This is a genomic window from Gordonia sp. NPDC003425 (assembly GCF_053588635.1).
This window is the reverse complement of the sequence record NZ_JBSFQI010000004.1, coordinates 51,846-70,071: the sequence shown is the minus strand read 5'-3', so window position 1 is coordinate 70,071 and position 18,226 is coordinate 51,846. Positions and strand designations below refer to the sequence as shown.

The 18,226-nt window shown below is 68.6% G+C and carries 18 protein-coding genes; 10 read left to right on the top strand and 8 right to left on the bottom strand.

Annotated features, from left to right (window positions below; genetic code table 11):
• Positions 1–17: 17 nt before the first annotated feature.
• Positions 18–1,211, bottom strand: coding sequence for a precorrin-3B synthase (gene cobG / locus ACWDTD_RS06650; protein WP_449746296.1), 1,194 nt, complete (start codon positions 1,209–1,211; stop codon positions 18–20).
• Between the two features lie 211 nt (positions 1,212–1,422).
• On the opposite strand from cobG, the gene cobN reads away from it, so the two are divergent.
• The 5 genes from cobN (at position 1,423) to ACWDTD_RS06625 (ending at position 9,882) form a co-directional block, all read left to right on the top strand.
• Positions 1,423–5,049 (top strand): cobaltochelatase subunit CobN, encoded by a 3,627-nt coding sequence (cobN, locus tag ACWDTD_RS06645; RefSeq protein ID WP_449746295.1) that lies wholly within the window; start codon positions 1,423–1,425, stop codon positions 5,047–5,049.
• A gap of 135 nt (positions 5,050–5,184) precedes the next feature.
• Positions 5,185–5,697 carry an FxsA family protein gene (locus ACWDTD_RS06640; RefSeq protein ID WP_449746294.1) on the top strand — a complete coding sequence of 171 codons (513 nt, stop codon included), beginning with the start codon at positions 5,185–5,187 and terminating at the stop codon, positions 5,695–5,697.
• 36 nt (positions 5,698–5,733) lie between these two features.
• Positions 5,734–7,359, top strand: coding sequence for an amidohydrolase (locus ACWDTD_RS06635; RefSeq protein ID WP_449746293.1), 1,626 nt, complete (start codon positions 5,734–5,736; stop codon positions 7,357–7,359).
• 158 nt (positions 7,360–7,517) lie between these two features.
• Entirely contained in the window at positions 7,518–9,095 is a 1,578-nt protein-coding gene (gene lnt, locus ACWDTD_RS06630; protein WP_449746505.1) for an apolipoprotein N-acyltransferase, read from the top strand.
• On the top strand, positions 9,079–9,882 hold the full coding sequence (locus ACWDTD_RS06625) for a polyprenol monophosphomannose synthase (protein ID WP_449746292.1): 804 nt from the start codon (positions 9,079–9,081) through the stop codon (positions 9,880–9,882). The genes lnt and ACWDTD_RS06625 overlap by 17 nt, the downstream gene beginning before the upstream one ends.
• Positions 9,883–9,980: 98 nt before the next feature.
• Here the strand turns inward: ACWDTD_RS06625 and ACWDTD_RS06620 are convergent, their stop codons facing one another.
• A complete protein-coding gene (locus ACWDTD_RS06620; RefSeq protein WP_449746291.1) occupies positions 9,981–10,325 on the bottom strand; it encodes an RNA polymerase-binding protein RbpA in 345 nt (114 codons plus the stop codon).
• Positions 10,326–10,477: 152 nt separating this feature from the next.
• On the opposite strand from ACWDTD_RS06620, the gene ACWDTD_RS06615 reads away from it, so the two are divergent.
• Both ACWDTD_RS06615 and ACWDTD_RS06610 read left to right on the top strand, forming a co-directional pair.
• On the top strand, positions 10,478–10,759 hold the full coding sequence (locus tag ACWDTD_RS06615; RefSeq protein WP_449746504.1) for a hypothetical protein: 282 nt from the start codon (positions 10,478–10,480) through the stop codon (positions 10,757–10,759).
• Positions 10,756–11,826 carry a DUF475 domain-containing protein gene (locus tag ACWDTD_RS06610; RefSeq protein WP_449746290.1) on the top strand — a complete coding sequence of 357 codons (1,071 nt, stop codon included), beginning with the start codon at positions 10,756–10,758 and terminating at the stop codon, positions 11,824–11,826. Before ACWDTD_RS06615 ends, ACWDTD_RS06610 begins: the two co-directional genes overlap by 4 nt.
• A 39-nt stretch (positions 11,827–11,865) precedes the next feature.
• On the opposite strand, the gene ACWDTD_RS06605 is transcribed toward ACWDTD_RS06610, so the two are convergent.
• Entirely contained in the window at positions 11,866–12,315 is a 450-nt protein-coding gene (locus ACWDTD_RS06605) for a hypothetical protein (protein ID WP_449746289.1), read from the bottom strand.
• A gap of 405 nt (positions 12,316–12,720) precedes the next feature.
• Between ACWDTD_RS06605 and ACWDTD_RS06600 the strand changes: the two genes are divergently transcribed.
• On the top strand, positions 12,721–12,942 hold the full coding sequence (locus tag ACWDTD_RS06600) for a DUF3263 domain-containing protein (RefSeq protein WP_449746288.1): 222 nt from the start codon (positions 12,721–12,723) through the stop codon (positions 12,940–12,942).
• A gap of 48 nt (positions 12,943–12,990) precedes the next feature.
• The gene (locus ACWDTD_RS06595) at positions 12,991–13,305 is read left to right on the top strand and encodes a hypothetical protein (RefSeq protein WP_449746287.1); all 315 of its coding nucleotides are present in this window, start codon (positions 12,991–12,993) and stop codon (positions 13,303–13,305) included.
• A 35-nt stretch (positions 13,306–13,340) separates the two neighbouring features.
• Here the strand turns inward: ACWDTD_RS06595 and ACWDTD_RS06590 are convergent, their stop codons facing one another.
• From ACWDTD_RS06590 to ACWDTD_RS06580, 3 genes are read right to left on the bottom strand one after another with little or no spacing between them, the layout of a single operon-like run.
• Entirely contained in the window at positions 13,341–14,051 is a 711-nt protein-coding gene (locus ACWDTD_RS06590) for a ferredoxin reductase (protein ID WP_449746286.1), read from the bottom strand.
• Positions 14,052–14,053: 2 nt separating this feature from the next.
• Positions 14,054–14,650 (bottom strand): sulfite oxidase-like oxidoreductase, encoded by a 597-nt coding sequence (locus ACWDTD_RS06585; protein ID WP_449746285.1) that lies wholly within the window; start codon positions 14,648–14,650, stop codon positions 14,054–14,056.
• A gap of 31 nt (positions 14,651–14,681) precedes the next feature.
• Positions 14,682–15,785, bottom strand: coding sequence for an NAD(P)/FAD-dependent oxidoreductase (locus ACWDTD_RS06580; RefSeq protein ID WP_449746503.1), 1,104 nt, complete (start codon positions 15,783–15,785; stop codon positions 14,682–14,684).
• A 28-nt stretch (positions 15,786–15,813) separates the two neighbouring features.
• Between ACWDTD_RS06580 and ACWDTD_RS06575 the strand changes: the two genes are divergently transcribed.
• Positions 15,814–16,158, top strand: a complete 345-nt coding sequence (locus ACWDTD_RS06575) for a nitroreductase/quinone reductase family protein (protein ID WP_449746284.1) — start codon at positions 15,814–15,816, stop codon at positions 16,156–16,158.
• On the opposite strand, the gene ACWDTD_RS06570 is transcribed toward ACWDTD_RS06575, so the two are convergent.
• Both ACWDTD_RS06570 and ACWDTD_RS06565 read right to left on the bottom strand, forming a co-directional pair.
• Positions 16,139–17,302 carry an FAD-dependent oxidoreductase gene (locus ACWDTD_RS06570; protein ID WP_449746283.1) on the bottom strand — a complete coding sequence of 388 codons (1,164 nt, stop codon included), beginning with the start codon at positions 17,300–17,302 and terminating at the stop codon, positions 16,139–16,141. The two genes, ACWDTD_RS06575 and ACWDTD_RS06570, sit on opposite strands and share 20 nt — an antisense overlap.
• Positions 17,299–18,189 carry a DUF1295 domain-containing protein gene (locus tag ACWDTD_RS06565; protein ID WP_449746282.1) on the bottom strand — a complete coding sequence of 297 codons (891 nt, stop codon included), beginning with the start codon at positions 18,187–18,189 and terminating at the stop codon, positions 17,299–17,301. Before ACWDTD_RS06565 ends, ACWDTD_RS06570 begins: the two co-directional genes overlap by 4 nt.
• Positions 18,190–18,226 lie beyond the last annotated feature (37 nt).

Sequence of the window (18,226 nt, the reverse complement as noted above, 5' to 3'; positions counted from 1 at the left end):
CTCACCCTAGACACCGCTCACGGTGCCGGAGCCCGGCGGTATCCACCGGGTGACGCCTCCACGCGGATGTGCGGCCGTTTCGGCGACCCGCATCCGCGGTCGCATCCCACCCAGTGCTCGCGCGCGGTCACCGGCTCACCCGACTCCACCCTGGCGGTGACGTCGGCGCGGACCGGCGCGAGCGATCGCGCACACCCCGGCGCGCCCACACAGCAGGTGATCCGGGCCCACGGTGATGCGGCGTCGAAGATGAGGCCCATCGGGGCCAGCACCCGCACCACGGTGTCGGCGACGCCCTCGCCGAGGTCACCGATGAGGATCTCGCGGTGCGGGGTGATGATGATGGGCGCCCCGATGGCCGCCAGGAACTCACCGAGCCGCGCCGGGAGCCTGCCGTGCGCCACCACGGCACCGAGGAGCACGCGGCCGTCGTCCTGGTCGAACCAGCCGACGATGGGGCTGTCGGATGACCGGCCCTCAGGCACCACCCCGTCGGACTGCGGCCCATCGGGCACCTGTCCGACGACGGGATCGAGACGACCGCGAACACGGTCGAGCAGGACGCGCCGGGGCTGCTCGGCGAGGTCGGCGACGCGCCACGCGGAGGAGTCGATGTCGGTGAGGTCGTGTGCGACGTCGAGCAGGGCTGGGGCCACCGAGTCGATAGCCGGCACCGATCCCACCGGTTCGCCGTCGACGATCACGTCGAAGCGCACCTCGCCGGTGCCGATCCGTCGGGCTGCGGCCGCGACGTCGGGACGGCCGCCGACGATGTCGCCGCGTCCGTCGTCGAGACCGAACAGGAACCGGCCGGACAAACCCGCGAGTGCGGAGTCGGCGCGCAGCCGTTCGTCGAGGTCGGTGGCCAGCGGCCGGACGTCGACGTGTCCGCCGATCCGCCCGGTCAGTGGGCTCACCTCGATGTTGCGCGCCTTCTCATGGCTCGAACTGGGCACCAGCCCGGTCGCGGCGATCGCCGCGCCCGCACCCTCGACGTCGGAAATCCCGCGGATCTGGAGATTGCCCCGCGCGGTCAATTCGAGGTGACCGTCGCCGAAGGACGCGGCCACGTCGGCCAGGGTGTGCAACTGCTCGGACCCGATTGCTCCCCCGACCAGGCGAATCCGTGCCACCGCGCCATCGGCCGCGGGATGTGGGCTGAACACGCCCGGGCATCGGTCGCGGACGGAGCGGGCGTCGGGGGCACTCACCGTTTCAGCCTACGGCGGGTTCTGGTGGGGGTGGTCGCTGCACTAGGCTGAGCGCACACGAGGTGTGCGGAAGCCGGTGCGATTCCGGCGCGGTCGCGCCACTGTGACGCGGGACCGTTCATCGCTGTCTCGCGGAGCCAGACCCGTCACCTCGTATCCCCGAGTTCCGCGATATCACCGTCCGGGCGCGACATCCCGGTGAGGAGTGCCGATGATTCTGCTGTTGTCGACGTCGGATACCGACCTGATCACCGCGGACGCGTGCGATGCGCCCTACCGGGTGGCCAACCCGTCGCGGCTGCTTCTCGACGACGTACCGGCCATGGTCGCCGCCGCGGATCTCACCATCGTCCGCATCCTCGGCGGCCGGCGGGCCTGGGAGGAAGGGCTCGACGCGGTGCGCTCGGTCGGCACACCGGTGGTGGTCCTCTCCGGTGAACAGCAGCCCGACCCGGATCTGATGGCTCTCTCGACGGTGCCGGCCGGGGTGGCCGCCGACGCGCACAACTATCTCGCCTTCGGCGGCGTCCCGAATCTGGTGAACCTGCACAACTTCTTGTCCGATACGGTGCTGCTCACCGGTCTGGGTTTCGAACCGCCCGCGCAGACGGCCGAATGGGGCGTCCTCGAACGGGATGCCGCCGACCTTCCCGACGACGCGCCGGTCATCGGCGTGCTCTACTACCGGGCGCAACACCTCGCCGGCAACACCCGCTACGTCGACGCACTCTCCGCGGCCGTCGAAGCGCGGGGGGCGCGGGCGCTGCCGATCTTCTGCGCGTCGCTGCGCACAGCGCCCGACGATCTTCTCGACCTGCTCGGCACCGCCGACGCGCTGGTGGTGACCGTACTCGCGGCCGGCGGCGCCACCCCCGCAACCGCGTCGGCCGGCGGCGACGACGACGCCTGGAACATCGAACGTCTCGCCGCACTCGACATCCCGATCCTGCAGGGACTGTGCCTCACCGGCCCGCGTGCCGAGTGGGCCGACGGTGACGACGGGCTGTCCCCCCTCGACGTCGCCACCCAGGTGGCGGTACCCGAGTTCGACGGCCGCATCATCACGGTTCCGTTCTCGTTCAAGGAGTTCGACGACAACGGGCTGCCCTGGTATCAGCCCGACACCGAGCGATGCGCACGCGTCGCCGGCATCGCGATCGCGCACGCCCGCCTACGGCGCATCCCCACGGCACGACGGCGGGTGGCCATCCTGCTGTCGGCCTATCCCACCAAGCACGCCCGCATCGGCAACGCGGTGGGTCTCGACACGCCGCGCAGCCTGCTGCGGCTGTTGCAGGCGATGCGTGCCGCGGGCTACGACATCGGCCCCGACTCCGGCACCGGCGCCATTCCCGGCCTCGCCGAGGATGATTCGGACGCGCTGATCCATGCCATCGTCGATGCCGGCGGTCAGGATCCGGACTGGCTGACCGAGGAAACGCTGGCCGCCAACCCGATCCGGGTGGGCGCCGAGGACTATCGCCGATGGTTCGCCACCCTCCCCGACGGCCTACGGACCGCCGTCGAGGAGCACTGGGGTCCAGCCCCCGGCGAGCTCTTCGTCGACCGATCCGGCCGCGACGACGGCGAAATCGTGGTGGCGGCACTGACATTCGGCAACATCGCGATCATGGTGCAGCCGCCGCGCGGCTTCGGCGAGAACCCGGTGGCGATCTACCACGACCCCGATCTGCCGCCGTCGCACCACTATCTGGCCTCCTATCGGTGGCTGGCCGGCCGCACCGGAGACGAGCCCGACATCCCCGGCTTCGGGGCCGACGCCGTGGTGCACGTCGGCAAGCACGGCAACCTGGAGTGGCTGCCCGGAAAGACCCTGGGCATGTCGGCCGACTGCGGGACCGACGCGGCACTGGGCGATCTACCGCTGATCTACCCGTTCCTCGTGAACGACCCGGGGGAGGGGACCCAGGCGAAACGTCGCGCGCACGCCGTGCTCGTCGATCACCTCATCCCGCCGATGGCCCGCGCGGACAGCTACGGCGACATCGCCCGCCTCGAGCAGCTGCTCGACGAGCACGCGAACATCTCCACCCTCGATCCGGCGAAGCTGCCCGCCATTCGGCAGCAGATCTGGACACTGCTCACCGCCGCCAAGATGGATCACGACCTCGGGCTCGCCGAGCGGCCCGACGAAGACGTGTTCGACGACATGCTGCTGCACGTGGACGGCTGGCTCTGCGAGATCAAGGACGTGCAGATCCGCGACGGACTCCACGTCCTCGGTGAACCGCCCGTCGACGACGCCGAGGTCGACCTGGTGCTGGCGATGCTGCGGGCCCGGCAGTTGTGGGGCGGCACCGCGGCGCTGCCTGGCCTGCGCGAAGCACTCGGACTCGTCGAGAACACCGAGACCCCGCGCACCGAGGTCGACGCCGTCGAACACACCGCCCGCGAACTGGTCGCCGCCTGCGCGAAGGGGGAGTGGGGCCAGAACGCGGTGGCCGACGCCGCCGCCGGTCATCCGCCCGCGGTGCGCGACGTGCTCGAGTTCGCGGCCACCGAGGTGGTTCCGCGTCTGCGGCAGACCCGGCAGGAGATCCCGCAGGTCCTGCACGCCCTCGACGGCGGGTTCATCCCGGCCGGACCGAGTGGCTCGCCGTTGCGCGGCCTGATCAACGTGCTGCCCACCGGCCGCAACTTCTACTCCGTCGACCCCAAGGCGGTGCCCTCGCGGCTGGCCTGGGAGACCGGGCGGGCCATGGCCGACAGCCTCCTCGAACGTTATCTGCGTGATCACGGGGAGTATCCCGCGTCGGTGGGTTTGTCGGTGTGGGGGACCAGCGCCATGCGCACCTCGGGTGACGACATCGCCGAGGTGCTCGCGCTGCTCGGCGTGATGCCCGTGTGGGACGAGGCCTCGCGGCGGGTGCGCGACCTCGAACTGATCGACCTCACCGAACTCGGCCGTCCGCGCATCGACGTCACGGTCCGGATCTCCGGCTTCTTCCGGGATGCCTTTCCCCACGTGGTCACGATGCTCGACGACGCGGTGCGTCTGGCCGCCGGCGCCGACGAACCCGCCGCACAAAATCACGTCGCCGCGCACACCGCCGCGGCACTGGCCGAACACGGCGACGCCCGCCGCGCCACCACGCGCATCTTCGGATCCAAACCCGGCACTTACGGCGCGGGTCTGTTGCAGCTGATCGATTCGCGGGACTGGCGCACCGATGACGACCTCGCCCGCGTCTACACCGAGTGGGGCGGCTACGCGTACGGCCGGGAACTCGACGGTGTCGCCGCGGTAGACGACATGCGCTCGGCCTACACACGGATCGCGGTGGCCGCCAAGAACACCGACACCCGTGAACACGACATCGCCGACTCCGACGACTACTTCCAGTACCACGGCGGCATGGTGGCCACGGTGCGAGCGCTCACCGGACGTTCGCCGGAGGCCTACATCGGCGACTCCACCCGCCCCGATGCGGTGCGCACGCGCACCCTGTCGGAGGAGACGAGCCGGGTGTTTCGTGCCCGGGTGATCAACCCACGCTGGATCACCGCCATGCAGCGGCACGGATACAAGGGGGCGTTCGAGATGGCCGCCACCGTCGACTACCTGTTCGGCTACGACGCCACCACCGGAGTGGTGGCCGACTGGATGTACGAGAAGCTCACCGAGTCGTACGTGCTCGACGAACGCAACCAGGAGTTCATGAACCAGTCGAACCCCTGGGCCCTGCACGGCATCGCCGAACGGCTTCTCGAGGCGGTCGAGCGCGACATGTGGGAGCAACCGCCCGCGGAGATGCTCGACCAGTTGCGCGCGGTGTACGTGCAGGCAGAAGGTGAGATCGAGGACCGCACCGGCTGACGACGCGCGTCGTCCGGGAGCGAGTGGAGCAAAATCGCGCCGTCGTTCGTTACACAGGGAAGAATGAACGGATCCGGACGAAACGGCCGTCGCAACCGGGCGGCCACGCCGGATCGGAGAAAGGCAACAACGACCATGCGATTCCCCTACGCACTCGTCTACCTGGTGCTCGAGATCGCCGTCTTCGTCGCGCTGGTCATGACGCTCGGCATCGCCTGGGCCGTCCTCATCACGATTCTGGCCACCTTCTTCGGCTTCCTCATGCTGCGGTGGCAGGGCCGTAAGGTCTTCGCCGAATTGCGCAAGGCCTCACGTAACGAGGTGGACGCGCGCGGCCCTCTCGTCGACACCGCGGTGGTCGGCGCATCGTCGGTTCTGCTCATCGTCCCCGGCCTGGTCTCCACGGTGTTGGGCACTCTGCTGCTCATCCCCGGGGTCCGCACGGCCGTCCGCCCGCTCGTCGTCGCCATGGGCACCCGCACGATGATGAAATCGATGGACCGTGCCGGCCTCTACGCCACCGGTCTCTACCGCGACCGCACCGTGATCGACGGAACCGCGATCGACGGCGACACCGTCGCGACGAGCTTCACCGATCCTGGTGACGCCCGGGGATCGGCCACCCCGCAACTGCCGCGGGGGCACTGAATCCCTGACCAGCCCGACAGGGCAGACTGAACACTCGTGGCAACCGAACTGCTCCTGCGCGGTGCCGTTTACTCACCTTCCGCGCCCGACGCCACCGCGATGGCGGTGACCGACGGCGTCGTCACCTGGGTCGGCGCCGACGACGTCGGGCGAACCCTGCATCCCGACGCGACGGTCACCGACCTCGACGGTCGCTTCGTCGCACCCGGGTTCGTCGACTCGCATGTGCATGTCACCTCCACCGGACTCGCGCTGCTCGGCCTGACACTCAACGACGCCACCGATCGCCGCGATTGCTTAGGGCGGCTGGCGGCCGCCACCGCCGACGCCGCCGACGGTGACCTGATCTGGGGACTCGGCTGGGACGATTCGACATGGGCGGCAACCGATCCCGCCGACCGCACACACCCGAGCACCGCCGACATCGACGCGGTGGTCGGCAACAGGCCGGTCTACCTCGCGCGGGTCGACGAGCATTCGGCGCTCGCCTCCACCGCCCTGCGCCGCCTCGTCCCCGACCTGGAATCGGCTGCCGGGTTCGACCCGGACGGCCCACTGATCGCCGACGCCCACCACCTGGTGCGCACCATGGCGTGGCAACTGGTCACCCCGGCGATGCGCACCCGGGCGCAACGGTGCGCCCTCGATGCGGCTGCGGCCGCCGGCGTGGTGGCCGTCCACGAGAACGGTGGCCCCGAGATCAGCGGCCTCGACGACTTTCTCGCGCTCGCCGACCTCGACCATCCGGTGCAGGTGCGACGCTATTGGGGGCAGGCGGTCGAAAACGCCGAACACGCACACGAACTGATGGCCATCACCGGGGCCGATGCGCTCGGCGGCGATCTGTTCATCGATGGCGCGATTGGTTCGCACACCGCGTGGCTCACGCGGCCCTACACCGACGAACCCGATGTCGGGGGCATCTCTTTCCTGGGATACGACGACATCCACCGCCATCTCCACGCCTGCACCGTGGCCGGTGTGCAGGCCGGTTTCCACGTGATCGGTGACGCGGCAACCGAAGCTGTGGCCGCGGCATTGGACGCACTGGCCGCGGAGTTGGGCACCCCGGCCGTCGCCGCACGCGCGCACCGCCTCGAGCACGCCGAGATGGTGTCAGCCGCACACGCGCAGGTTCTGGGTCGGTGCGGTGTGATCGCGTGCATGCAGCCGGGTTTCGACGCCGTGTGGGGAGGCCCGGGGGACCTGTACGCGCAGCGGCTGGGCGCTGAGCGGGGCGCCTCCCTCAACGATTTCGCGACCATGGCGAAGGCCGGTGTGGCCTTGGCGTTCTCCTCGGATTCACCCGTGACTCCCATCGATCCCTGGGCCGTGGTGCGTGCCGCTGTCCACCACCACCAGCCGCGCAGCGCGATCTCGGCTCGTGCCGCGTTCGCCGCCTGCACCCGCGGCGGGTGGCGGGCCGGGGCGGTCAACGACGGCGTCACCGGCACGCTGGTTCCGGGGGCCCCCGCCAGCTATGCGGTGTGGGAGGTCGACGAACTCGTCGTCGCCGGGTCGCACGCCGACGTGCAGCGCTGGTCGTTGGACCCGCGGTCCCGCGTACCCGCGCTGCCCGATGTCTCCCCGGGAGCCGACCTGCCCCGCTGTGTGCGGACGGTGCATCGCGGCCGGGAGCTGTATCGCGGGGCGGGCTGGTGACGGGCGACTCCGATACTGCTGCGCAGCGGGTCGGCGGCGGCACCCGTGTGCACGAGCCGGATCTGCCCGGACCCGCCGAGCGCGGCGACACATCCGCCCACGGTCGATGGACCGTGTGGTCGGTGCGTACTGTCGCCGCACTACTCGGCGGATTGGCGATGTGGTCGGCATTTCCGCCGCGCAACTGGTGGTTCATGGCGGTCGTGTCACTCGGTGTGTTGTTCGCGGTGCTCGGTGCGGGCGCCGTGCGTGTCCGTACCGGCGCGTGGCTGGGTTTCGTCTTCGGCGCCGGATTCTTCATCCCGTTGCTGCCGTGGATCGGCGTGTACGTCGGCCCGCTGCCGTGGATCGCGCTGTCCTTGGTGATGGCCGGCTATCTGGCGCTGTTCGGTGTGGTGGCGGTGACCACCATGCGTCTGCCGTTCCCGCCCGTCTGGTTCGCGCTGTCGTGGGTGACGATCGAGGCCCTGCGGTCGTCGTTTCCCTTCGGCGGATTCCCCTGGGGCCGCACGGCGTTCAGTCAGGTCGACGGACCGTTGTTGCCGCTCGCCTCAGTACTCGGCGCCCCGGGGGTGTCGGCTGCGGTGGCCCTCTTCGGTGCGTCGTTGGCCTGGCTGGTCCTCCTTCTCCTCCGACGCGTCGCCCACGGATACCGGACCCCCGCCCGGGTGGCCGCTCTCGCGGTGGTGTTGGCGCTCGTCGGGCCGATCGCGGCGATCGCGCTGACCCCCGACACCGTGGACCGCAACGTGTCGTCGGCCTCGGTGCAGGTAGCCGCGATCCAGGGCAACGTGCCGCGCCTGGGACTGGACTTCAACGCCCAGCGCAGGGCCGTTCTCGACAACCATGTCCGAGAGACGCTGGCACTGGCTGCCAAGGTGCGTTCGGGACGAGTCGAACAGCCCGATTTCGTCGCATGGCCGGAGAACGCGTCGGACATCTCGCCGCTGACAAACCCCGACGCCGCTCAGGAGATCACCGACGCGTCCGAGGCGATCAACGCCCCGATCCTGGTGGGCACCCTGCTGATGAACGCCGACGGCCGGCCCACCAACACGGTGCTGGTGTGGGACGGCGAGCGGGGACCGGTCGCGCGGTACGACAAGCACATCGTCCAGCCGTTCGGCGAGTATCTACCGTGGCGACCCTTCTTCCGCATGTTCTCGTCGTATGCCGACATGGCCGGCAACTTCCGTCCGGGAGCGGGGTCGTCGGTGCTCGAGGTGCCCGGCCGCTCCGGAAAGGTGCAGGTGGGGGTGTCCACCTGCTGGGAGGTGGCCTTCGATCGTTCGGCCCGCACCGCCGTCGACCAGGGTGCGCAACTGCTCTACGTCCCCACCAACAACGCCACCTTCGGCCGCACCGACATGACCTATCAGCAACTGGCGATGTCGCAGTTCCGGGCGGTCGAACACGGGCGAGCGGTTGTCGTCGCAGCCACCAGCGGGGTCAGTGCGATCATCGAACCCGACGGTTCGATCTCGGCCGAGTCGGGGATCTTCACCCCGGCGATCCTCAGTCACCGGTTACCGTTGCATTCGTCGAAAACGCTGGCCACGACCCTGGGACCGTGGCCGCAGGTGCTTGCCGTCCTCGCGACGATCGCGGCGCTTTTGGTGCTGGTGGCGCGGCGTTATAGGTTCACCTTCAAGCCTTTCGGGGGTTCGCGACGCACGCCGGACCCGCGAAAGCGGACAGGCGAGAAGTCGGAGGACATCGGTGACAGCGGACAATGATGCATCGGCGGGGGCGGCGGTTCCCGATCCGCTCGTGGCGGCGGACGGAAACGGCGCCCTCGTCGTCATCCCGACGTTCAATGAACGCGATAATCTTCCGCTCATCATCGCTCGCCTGCAGAAGGCACTGAGTGGCATCCATGTGCTGGTTGTCGACGATTCGAGTCCCGACGGCACCGGCGAGGTGGCCGATGAACTCGCCGAAGCCGACGACGCGCATCGCATCCACGTGCTGCACCGGCTCGAGAAGGACGGCCTGGGCAAGGCATATCTGGCGGGATTCGCGTGGGGCCTCAAACGTGAGTACGAGGTGATCATCGAGATGGATGCCGACGGCAGCCACGCGCCCGAGCAGCTCTACCGGCTGCTCGACGCGGTCAATGCGGGCGCCGACCTGGCGATCGGCTCGCGGTACGTGCCCGGCGGCAAGCTGGTGAACTGGCCCCGACACCGCGAAGTGCTCTCCCGCGGAGCCAACACCTACGCGCGCCTGGCCCTGGGCTCCAAGGTCAAGGACATCACCGCGGGCTACCGGGCCTACCGTCGCAAGGTGTTGGAGAGCATCGGACTGGAGACGGTGGAGTCGGCCGGATACTGCTTCCAGATCGATCTCGCCTGGCGGACCATCCGCGCCGGTTTCGATGTCCGTGAGGTGCCGATCACGTTCACCGAACGCGAGATCGGTACTTCCAAGATGAGTGGCGGCGTGATGGGAGAGGCGTTCTTCATGGTGGCCCGCTGGGGAATCGACAACCGTCTGACCCAACTCGGCATCAAACGGTCCTGAACGTCGACAACACGTCACCTGGGCGACAGAAAACCGGGGTGGAGCCATCGGCTCCACCCCGGTTCTGTGATGTCGTTGCGTCGTGATCGCGCAGCGGGTCAGCTACTGATCCCCCTGCGGCGTTGTTTGAGCAGGTCGAGACGCTCATTCAACAGCACGTCGAGTTCTTCCTCGCTGCGCCGCTCCAGCAACATGTCCCAGTGGGTGCGGGGGGGCTTGCCCTTCTTCTCCTCGGGCTCGGCCCCCTCGAGCAGAGTGCCCTCCATGCCGTTCTTGCACGGCCACTTCGACGGCACCTCGGCGTCGTCGGCGAAGGGCACGTCAAAGATCTCGCCGTTGTCGGTGCGGTACTGCACGATGCGACGTGGCGCGAGATCGTGATCACGGTCGGTCTCATAACTCACCGCACCGAGGCGGCTACCACGAAGTACCCGATCTGCCATGCCGGTGTCCTCTCCCTTGACTTTGAACACATCTATTCTACGCGCCTGAACCGGGTGTCTCGGACATCTCCGGGTACGGTCGGGTGGTGACCCCCATTCGACCCACCTCTGCGGCGCGCAAACCGTACAACTGTGCGTGGTGCGGGCAGAGCATGGTCGACTCCGAGATGGGACGGCGACGCAAGTACTGCAAGCGGTCGTGCCGCCAGCGCGCCTACGAACAGCGAGCGCTCACCGAGGGCACCGCCATCCCCGCCGACGCCCTCATCCTCACCCGGGCAGAGGTCGACGGCCTCGGCGACCGACTATTCGCACTGCGGTGTGCGACCGAGGATCTGGCCACCGCGGTGGTCGAGCGGGCCTCCCACGACACGCTCACCGTGCTGGCCGACGAGGTGCTCACCCTCGCGCGAGAAGCCGAACGGCTCCGGTGATCATCCGCACCTTCGGACTGTCCACTCTGGTGACGGTCCTGGCGCTGGTCGTCGCCTACTTCTATGGCGGCTGGGAGGCCCTGGTGCTGTGCGCCATCCTCGGCGTTCTGGAGGTCTCGCTGTCGTTCGACAACGCGGTCATCAACGCCACGGTCCTCGAACGGATGAGCGCGTTCTGGCAGCGCATGTTCCTCACCGTCGGCGTGGTGATCGCGGTGTTCGGGATGCGTCTGCTGTTCCCGCTGCTCATCGTCTGGATCACGGCCGGCCTCGACCCGGTCGAGGCATTTCGGCTGGCGATGAATCCGCCGCCGGGCGACGCCGCCTATTTCTCCGACGGCAGTCCGAGCTACGAGACCATTCTCACCGAGGCGCACCCGCAGATCGCGTCGTTCGGCGGCATGTTCCTGTTGATGTTGTTCCTCAACTTCGTGTTCAGCGACCGCGAGATCACCTGGTTGTCGTGGCTGGAACGGCCGCTCATCAGGATCGGCAGGCTCAATCAGCTGCCCGTGGTACTCGCCGCGATCACACTCGTGCTCGTCGGCGAGTTTCTGGCCTCCGACGCGATACGGGCGACGGTACTGATCTCCGGCCTCCTGGGCCTGATCACCTACCTACTCGTGGACGGACTCAGTGCGCTGTTCCACACCGACGACGAGACCGGCTCCGGCCCCACCGAGATCACCAAGGCGACCGGCAAGGCGGGGTTCTTCCTGTTTCTCTACTTGGAGGTCCTCGACGCGTCGTTCTCCTTCGACGGTGTGATCGGCGCCTTCGCGATCACCGCCGACCCGATCATCATCGCGCTCGGCCTTGGCTTCATCGGTGCACTGTTCGTCCGGTCGATCACCATCTTCCTGGTGCGTACCGGCTCGTTGGCCCAATACCGCTACCTCGAACACGGCGCGCACTGGGCGATCGGCGCGCTGGCCACGATCCTGCTGATCAGCGTGCGCTACCACATCAACGACGTGGTGACCGGGCTCATCGGCGTCGTGTTCATCGGCGCCGCGTTGTTCAGCAGCGTCCGGGCCAACCGCCGCGAGCACGCTCGCGCCGGCTGACCGACACGCACCATCGGCGTAGGTGGTCGGGTCCTACGGCTAGGACTCGCGTAGCTTCTGCCCGCGACGCCGGAACGCCCAGATGAAGTAGGCCACCGCGGCGAACACCACCACCGCGATGATGGCTCCCCACAGCGTGGACGCGCGGAACCCGGGTGCCTGCACGTCGAAGATCCGCTGACCGGCATGGGCGGCGCTGCCGCCGCCGAGCACCACACTCAGGGTCAGCAGATTGGGGATCGCCGCCGCGACCCCGAGGAGGGCGAGCAGGACGGTCGGCACGTTCTTCCACCGGCCGCGCAGCAGCACGGCGAAACCGATGAGCAACAGCGGCACGAAGGTGCACACGAAGCCGAGGGAGAGGCCGGTACCGATACCGCGGCCGAAGGAGCCGTCGACATTGCGACCGATGACGCCGGCCCACCAGCGGGGGAGGAACGCCGCGAGGATGAAATAGACGACCACTGCGGCCACCAGCGAGACCAGCACGATCGCTGTGGTGCGGCTCCATCCCCGGACGCGATCACCGAAGCTGCGTGACGCGGTCGCGGCGGGGGTGCTGCGGTGGCGCTGTCGGCGGCCGAACCGCTCGCGGAGGGGACCTCGGTGGGCGAATGATCCGGTTTGCCCGGATTCGCGACGGGATGGTCTGCCATGGGTCCGAGTGTAGGGTTCCGGGGCGTCGGTCGAGCGCGGACGAGTGATCGCGACACGCCGGGTTCCGGGCGATCATCTACTGACCACGCTTGCGGGTTTCGTTTTGGCGAACGCTGCGTAATAAGCCCGAACAAGTCGGAATCCCCGTGTACAAAGGACTCATACGGCGACGAGCAAATGGTGGGCACCTCCACTCGTATCGCTTCCCCCCGCACGTTCTGGTGAATTGAGTTCCGCATGGACACCAAGCAGAAGCAGATGCTTGACTTCGAGACGAATTGGTACGCCCTCGGCGGCGGCTCCTCACGGGCCATCACCGAACGCTTCGGCCTTTCCGATCGTGACTTTTTCACCGAGATCAAACGCCTCATCGACACCGCGCCGCCGTCGACGCTGACTCGCACGCAGCTCGCCCGGATGCACGAGGTCATCCGGCGCAGGCTCTGGATGGCCCGCTGAGCGAACTCCGGCGCATCGCCCGGCCGGGCCGATGCCGGGGCACCGACCATGGCAGCGTTCTCCGACGACGATCTCGACGAGTTCTATCGCCGCATCGAACACCGAACCAGCCTCCGGGCGACGCCGCGTTCGCGTCCCACGAAACCGACCCCCGGCGTATGCCCCACCCCGGACAAGGACGCCTTCGACACCGTGTCCGCCGCGGACGCTGCGGCGGCCCGCATCCGCGCGCTCCGGGCAACCGCGCCCCGGCTGCGGTCCTACGAGTGTGTCTGCGGCGCATGGCATATCACGAGCAGTCCGGATCTGGCTCGCCCCGCTGCCGACCGCCCCGATCCCGGCAGGCGACGACGGCGGCGGTGACGGGTGGCCTTACCGTCGTCCACAGATGAGCTGGCTCAGCCGAACCGCTCGGTCCGGATCCGTCCCGGATCGTGGCCGGCGCGCACCATCCACGACGCACACTGCTCGACGAAGAGCGTCGGACCGCAGATGAACACGGTGGGGGAGACATCGGCGGGCAACGTCCGCGCTGCGACCTCCTCCTCCGTGATCCGGCCGGGTGGGCGGGACTCGTCGGATGCGGCGGTACGGGTGTAGATCAGATCCACGGGCAGACGCCGATGTGTGGTCAGCAGGTCCAACTCGTCCCGGAAGTATCTCCGTTCGGGACTCCGGACGGAGTACAGGAGCCGAAACGGTGTTGCAGGGGACAGGATTTCGCGGTCGCGGATCATCGACATGAGGGGCGCGATGCCCGAGCCCCCCGCGATGAGCTGCACCGGACGGCCATCGCGGTGATCCCAGGTGAACCAGCCCCCGTTCGGACCGGTGATCTCCAATGGGTCGCCGTCGCGTACCTCGTCGACGAGGTAGGGCGACACCTCCCCGTCCTCGAGTCGTTCGATCGTCACCTCCACCACCGATTGCTCACGCACGTCCGACAACGAGTAGGTGCGAGCTGTGGAGTACCCGTCGGCGGCGGTCAGCCGGATGTCGACATGCTGTCCAGGTAGCGCCGTCATCGGCTCCGAGAGCGCGAGCCGCAGCGAACGGGCGCTCGGTGTCTGGTGCACCGAGGAGATCACGGTGGTCAGTTGCCAGTGCACGGTCAGGAGTAGCGCTGCTCGCGCCAGGGGTCGCCGTACATGTGGTAGCCACGACTCTCCCAGAAACCGGCGGTGTCGTGCGGCATGAACCGAAGTCGGCGAACCCATTTCGCGCTCTTCCAGAAGTACAGATGCGGCACCAGCAGCCGTACCGGACCGCCGTGTTCGGGGGCCAGCGGCTCGCCGTCGTAGGTGTCGGCGAGCCACGCCTGGCCGTCCCGGAGGTCGGCGAGAGGCAGATTGGTGGTGTAACCGCCGTAGCAGTGGGCCATCACGAAATGGTCGGCAGGCCACGGAAGAATCTCCAGGATGGCGTCGAATGACACTCCACGCCAGCGTGTTCCGAACTTCGACCAGCGGGTGACGCAGTGGATGTCGGTGGTGATGTCGGTGTGCGGCAACGCCCGGAAAGCCGCCCAGTCGAGAGTGTGGGCGCGGTGAGCCGACGATTGCAGCGTCAGCGACCATGTGGCAGGCGTGATCACCGGCGTCGGTTCGGCGGAGAGCACCGGAAAGTCAAGGGTGGTGTACTGGCCCGGTGGTAGTCGGTCGGCGTCGCGGTCACGCCGACCGACGAATCCCCGGTTGACGATGGCCATGGCACGAGTCTACGCACTGGGCCGGTGCTGCTCAGGCGTCGAGCATCTCGCGCACGGCAGCAGCGATGGCCAGACACGATGTCAGGCCGGGCGATTCGATACCGAAGAGGGACACCAGGCCGGCGATGCCGAGGTCGGCGGGTCCGGCGAGGCGGAAGTCGGCCGAGGGTCCCGGCCCGGAGATCGCGGGACGTATCCCGGCGTAGTCGGGGACCAGAGCGTCGTCGGGCAGTCCGGGCCAGTACCGGCGCACCGACTCGGCGAATATGCCTGCCCGCGCAGGATCGACCGCGTAATCGATGTGGTCGACGTACTCGACGTCGGGTCCGAAACGGGCGGCGCCGGCGAGGTCGAGCGTGAGATGTATCCCCAGGCCGCCGGGCTCGGGCACCGGATACACCAGGTGCGAGAACGGCGCCCGATGGGCCCCGAGGGAGAAGTAGCTGCCCTTGACCAGGCGTTGCTGCGGTATCTGTTGCTCGGGGAAACCGGCCAGCGAGCGCGCCACGTCCCACGCACCGAGTCCTGCGGCGTTCACCAGTACCCGACATCCGAGCTCTCCCACATTCGCGACCCGGAGCACATGCGGCGTCGGGCCGCTACCGACCCTGCCGCCGATGACCGCACTGCGTAACGCGATGTCGGCGCCTGCCGCGGTGGCGTCGGAACCCAACGCATGCATCAGGGCATGCGAGTCGACGATCCCCGTCGACGGGGAGTACAGCGCCGACGTCGCCTTGAGGGCGGGTTCGGTGCGGGCCAATTCGGTTCCGGTGACCTCCCGCAGGTCGTCGACACCATTGGCCCGGGCACGATCGGCCAGGGTCGCCAGGGTGGGCCGCTGATCGTCGGATGTGGCCACGATGAGCTTGCCGACCCGACGATGGTCGACGCCGCGATCGGAACAGTAGCGGTACAGCATGTCCCGCCCGCGCACGCACATCCGGGCCTTGAGGGATCCCGGCGGGTAGTAGATGCCGGCGTGGATCACCTCCGAATTGCGCGAGCTCGTGCCGGTTCCCACGGAGTCTGCGGCCTCGAGCACCAGCACCTCGCGTCCGGCGGTCGCCAGTTCGCGGGCGATCGCGAGTCCGATCACTCCTGCGCCGACGATGACACAGTCGATGGTGTCCAGTGCGCCCTCCTGCCGCCATCATGGAGATGTGAACATACTGCAGAAGTCGGCCGCGGTGCTCAACACGGCGGTGCGCCCCATGGTTCGCGCCCCGTTCCTCGCTCCGATCGTCGGGCGCAGCATGACCGTGCTGACCTACACGGGCCGCCGCTCGGGCAAGACCGTCGAACTGCCGGTCGGGTATTCGCGCCGTGGGGACGAGGTGGTCGTCGGGGTGGCGATGCCCGACCGCAAGACCTGGTGGAAGAACTTCACCGGCGATGGAGCACCGTTGTCACTGACACTCGACGGGGGCAGCCACACCGGACACGCGGTGGCCGAACGCGACGGCGAGGGGCGCGTCGCCGTACGGATCACGCTCGATCCGATGTGATCGCCGACGTGCGCGACACCTCGGGCCGAATCCCGCGGTAGATGCCGCGCGCGACGATCCACCGGTAGAGGATCGCCTCGACGGTCCACGCCGGGAAACGGAAACGCGCACCCTGCGGCGTGAACACGTCGAGGCCGTCGGGGAGTGGTCCGAACACCGAGCCCCAGCGAACATTGCGCGCACGGTAGCGGCGCGGCGTCCCGCCGTCGAGGTGGGTCCGGATATTGTGGGCCGCCAGTCGGTCGGCGCGATTGCGGGCCGATCCGCGCAGCGGGTCGGTATCGGCGACGTCACCCACCGCGAAGATGCCGGGGTGGCCCGGAACCGCGAGATCCGCACCCACCCGGACGAATCCGTCGTCGGTCAGCATCTCCGGCGGTAACCATTCGGTGTTGGGCCTGCCCGCGCCGATCGCCCAGATGACCGCCGCCGCCGTTACCGGTGGTTGCCCGGTGCGCCACTCGATGGGGGCGTCGGTGATGGCCGGGGCGCAGGTGGGAGCGGGCGGCACCGCCCGGTGCCCGGGATGCACCACCACGCCGAGTGCACCCAGTCGGCGCACCACGGCGCGGCGAACCCGCTGATGGTGCCGCGGCAGGGGCTCGGTGCCGGGGTGATAGAGGTCGACGCGTGTGTCGGGCCATCGCGCGGCGAGTTGCGCGGCCGCGCTCACCGCCGCGGCGCCTCCCCCGATGACGGCTATCGACCGGGCGTTCGCAACGCGTATGTGCGCATCACGCAGGGCCTCGTCCACCTCCTCCGTCGACCGCAGCTCCGGGTGCCGCCAGAAACCGTTGCGGACGCCGGTGGCGATGAGCAGAACATCGAAGGGCAGAGTGTCGATCGACGCGCCGGCCCGGGTGCTGCCGGGGCGTCGCACCGTGAGGGTGTGCGCCCCGGGATCCAGGCCCACCACCTCGGCGTGCAGCGTCTCGACGCGGTCCAGGCCGCGGTACCGGGAGAAGTCGACGCGGTAGTGCTGCGCCCAGGTGTCGGGATCACTGAGCCGCAGTCCGAGTTCCTGCCCGCTCACCATTGCGGGTGTGAGGCTCACGCCCACGACCTGGGCATGACGGGCGAGGTGAATGGCGGTGAGCAGGCCGGAGTCACCGAGTCCGGCGATCACCACTCGCCGACCGGTCACGCGCGCACCCGCGGAGGTAGCGGGACGAACTTGGACACCTGGTCGATCACATGACGGTACTCGGGTCGTCGCTCGAGGCTGCGTTCCTCCATCATGGGGATGCTGGCGCCCAAGAACATGGCGAGCATGAGCAGTGCGCCGGCGAACATCCACCACGCGTCACCCGGGGCCGCCGACACCCCGAAGATCGCGAGTGACACCCAGAATCCGAACTCGCCGAAGTAGTTCGGGTGTCGCGACCATCCCCACAGCCCCGCCGTGATGGCCTCGCCCGGACGCGCGGACGCGCGGAAGGCACGCAATTGCCGGTCGGCAACAGATTCGGTCACGATGGCGGCCATGCCGATGACGAAGGCCACCCACGCCAGCCATCCGATGCCGTCGTCGGATCGGGTCACCGCGACGTAGACCGGCATCATCGCGAGAAAGACCTGCAACGTGGGAAAGAGGTGGATGCCGACGAGATCCGCCCAGAACTCGGCACGGCCCGCCCGCTCCCGCAGCAACGGATACCGCCAGTCCTCGTGATGGAGTCCCGGAAACGACCGCAGCCAGTTCACGGTGAGACGGATCGCCCACACGATGACGACCGTCGCAACGAGCACGTACCTGATCCACGCCCCTGTACCAGCGTCGCGGAAGTCCCCGGACCACCACCAATAGATCATCAGCAGCGGCGGCACCACACTCCAGTAGGCGTCGTAGAAGCTCGAATTGTGGTGTGCGCGCGAGAATCCGAAGATCACCAGCGTGCCCAGCACGTCGGCGACGAGGGTGTCGGCCCAGAGCTCGCCGGTACCGGGACCCCAGATGAGCCACACCAGCGCGACACCGATGGCGAGGAGGTAGGCCATCGCAATCCGGACCAGCGACGCAGTTGTCCCCATGACAAACGATCTTGTCAGGTCGACCGGCCGCGTGTCC

Excerpts from the sequence above, each read along its gene's own strand:
- cobN (WP_449746295.1), top strand. The coding sequence starts at position 1,423 with ATGATTCTGCTGTTGTCGACGTCGGATACCGACCTGATCACCGCGGAC.
- ACWDTD_RS06640 (WP_449746294.1), top strand. The coding sequence starts at position 5,185 with ATGCGATTCCCCTACGCACTCGTCTACCTGGTGCTCGAGATCGCCGTC.
- lnt (WP_449746505.1), top strand. The coding sequence starts at position 7,518 with ATGTGGTCGGCATTTCCGCCGCGCAACTGGTGGTTCATGGCGGTCGTG.
- ACWDTD_RS06620 (WP_449746291.1), bottom strand. The coding sequence starts at position 10,325 with ATGGCAGATCGGGTACTTCGTGGTAGCCGCCTCGGTGCGGTGAGTTAT.
- ACWDTD_RS06615 (WP_449746504.1), top strand. The coding sequence starts at position 10,478 with ATGGTCGACTCCGAGATGGGACGGCGACGCAAGTACTGCAAGCGGTCG.
- ACWDTD_RS06600 (WP_449746288.1), top strand. The coding sequence starts at position 12,721 with ATGGACACCAAGCAGAAGCAGATGCTTGACTTCGAGACGAATTGGTAC.
- ACWDTD_RS06595 (WP_449746287.1), top strand. The coding sequence starts at position 12,991 with ATGGCAGCGTTCTCCGACGACGATCTCGACGAGTTCTATCGCCGCATC.
- ACWDTD_RS06585 (WP_449746285.1), bottom strand. The coding sequence starts at position 14,650 with ATGGCCATCGTCAACCGGGGATTCGTCGGTCGGCGTGACCGCGACGCC.
- ACWDTD_RS06565 (WP_449746282.1), bottom strand. The coding sequence starts at position 18,189 with ATGGGGACAACTGCGTCGCTGGTCCGGATTGCGATGGCCTACCTCCTC.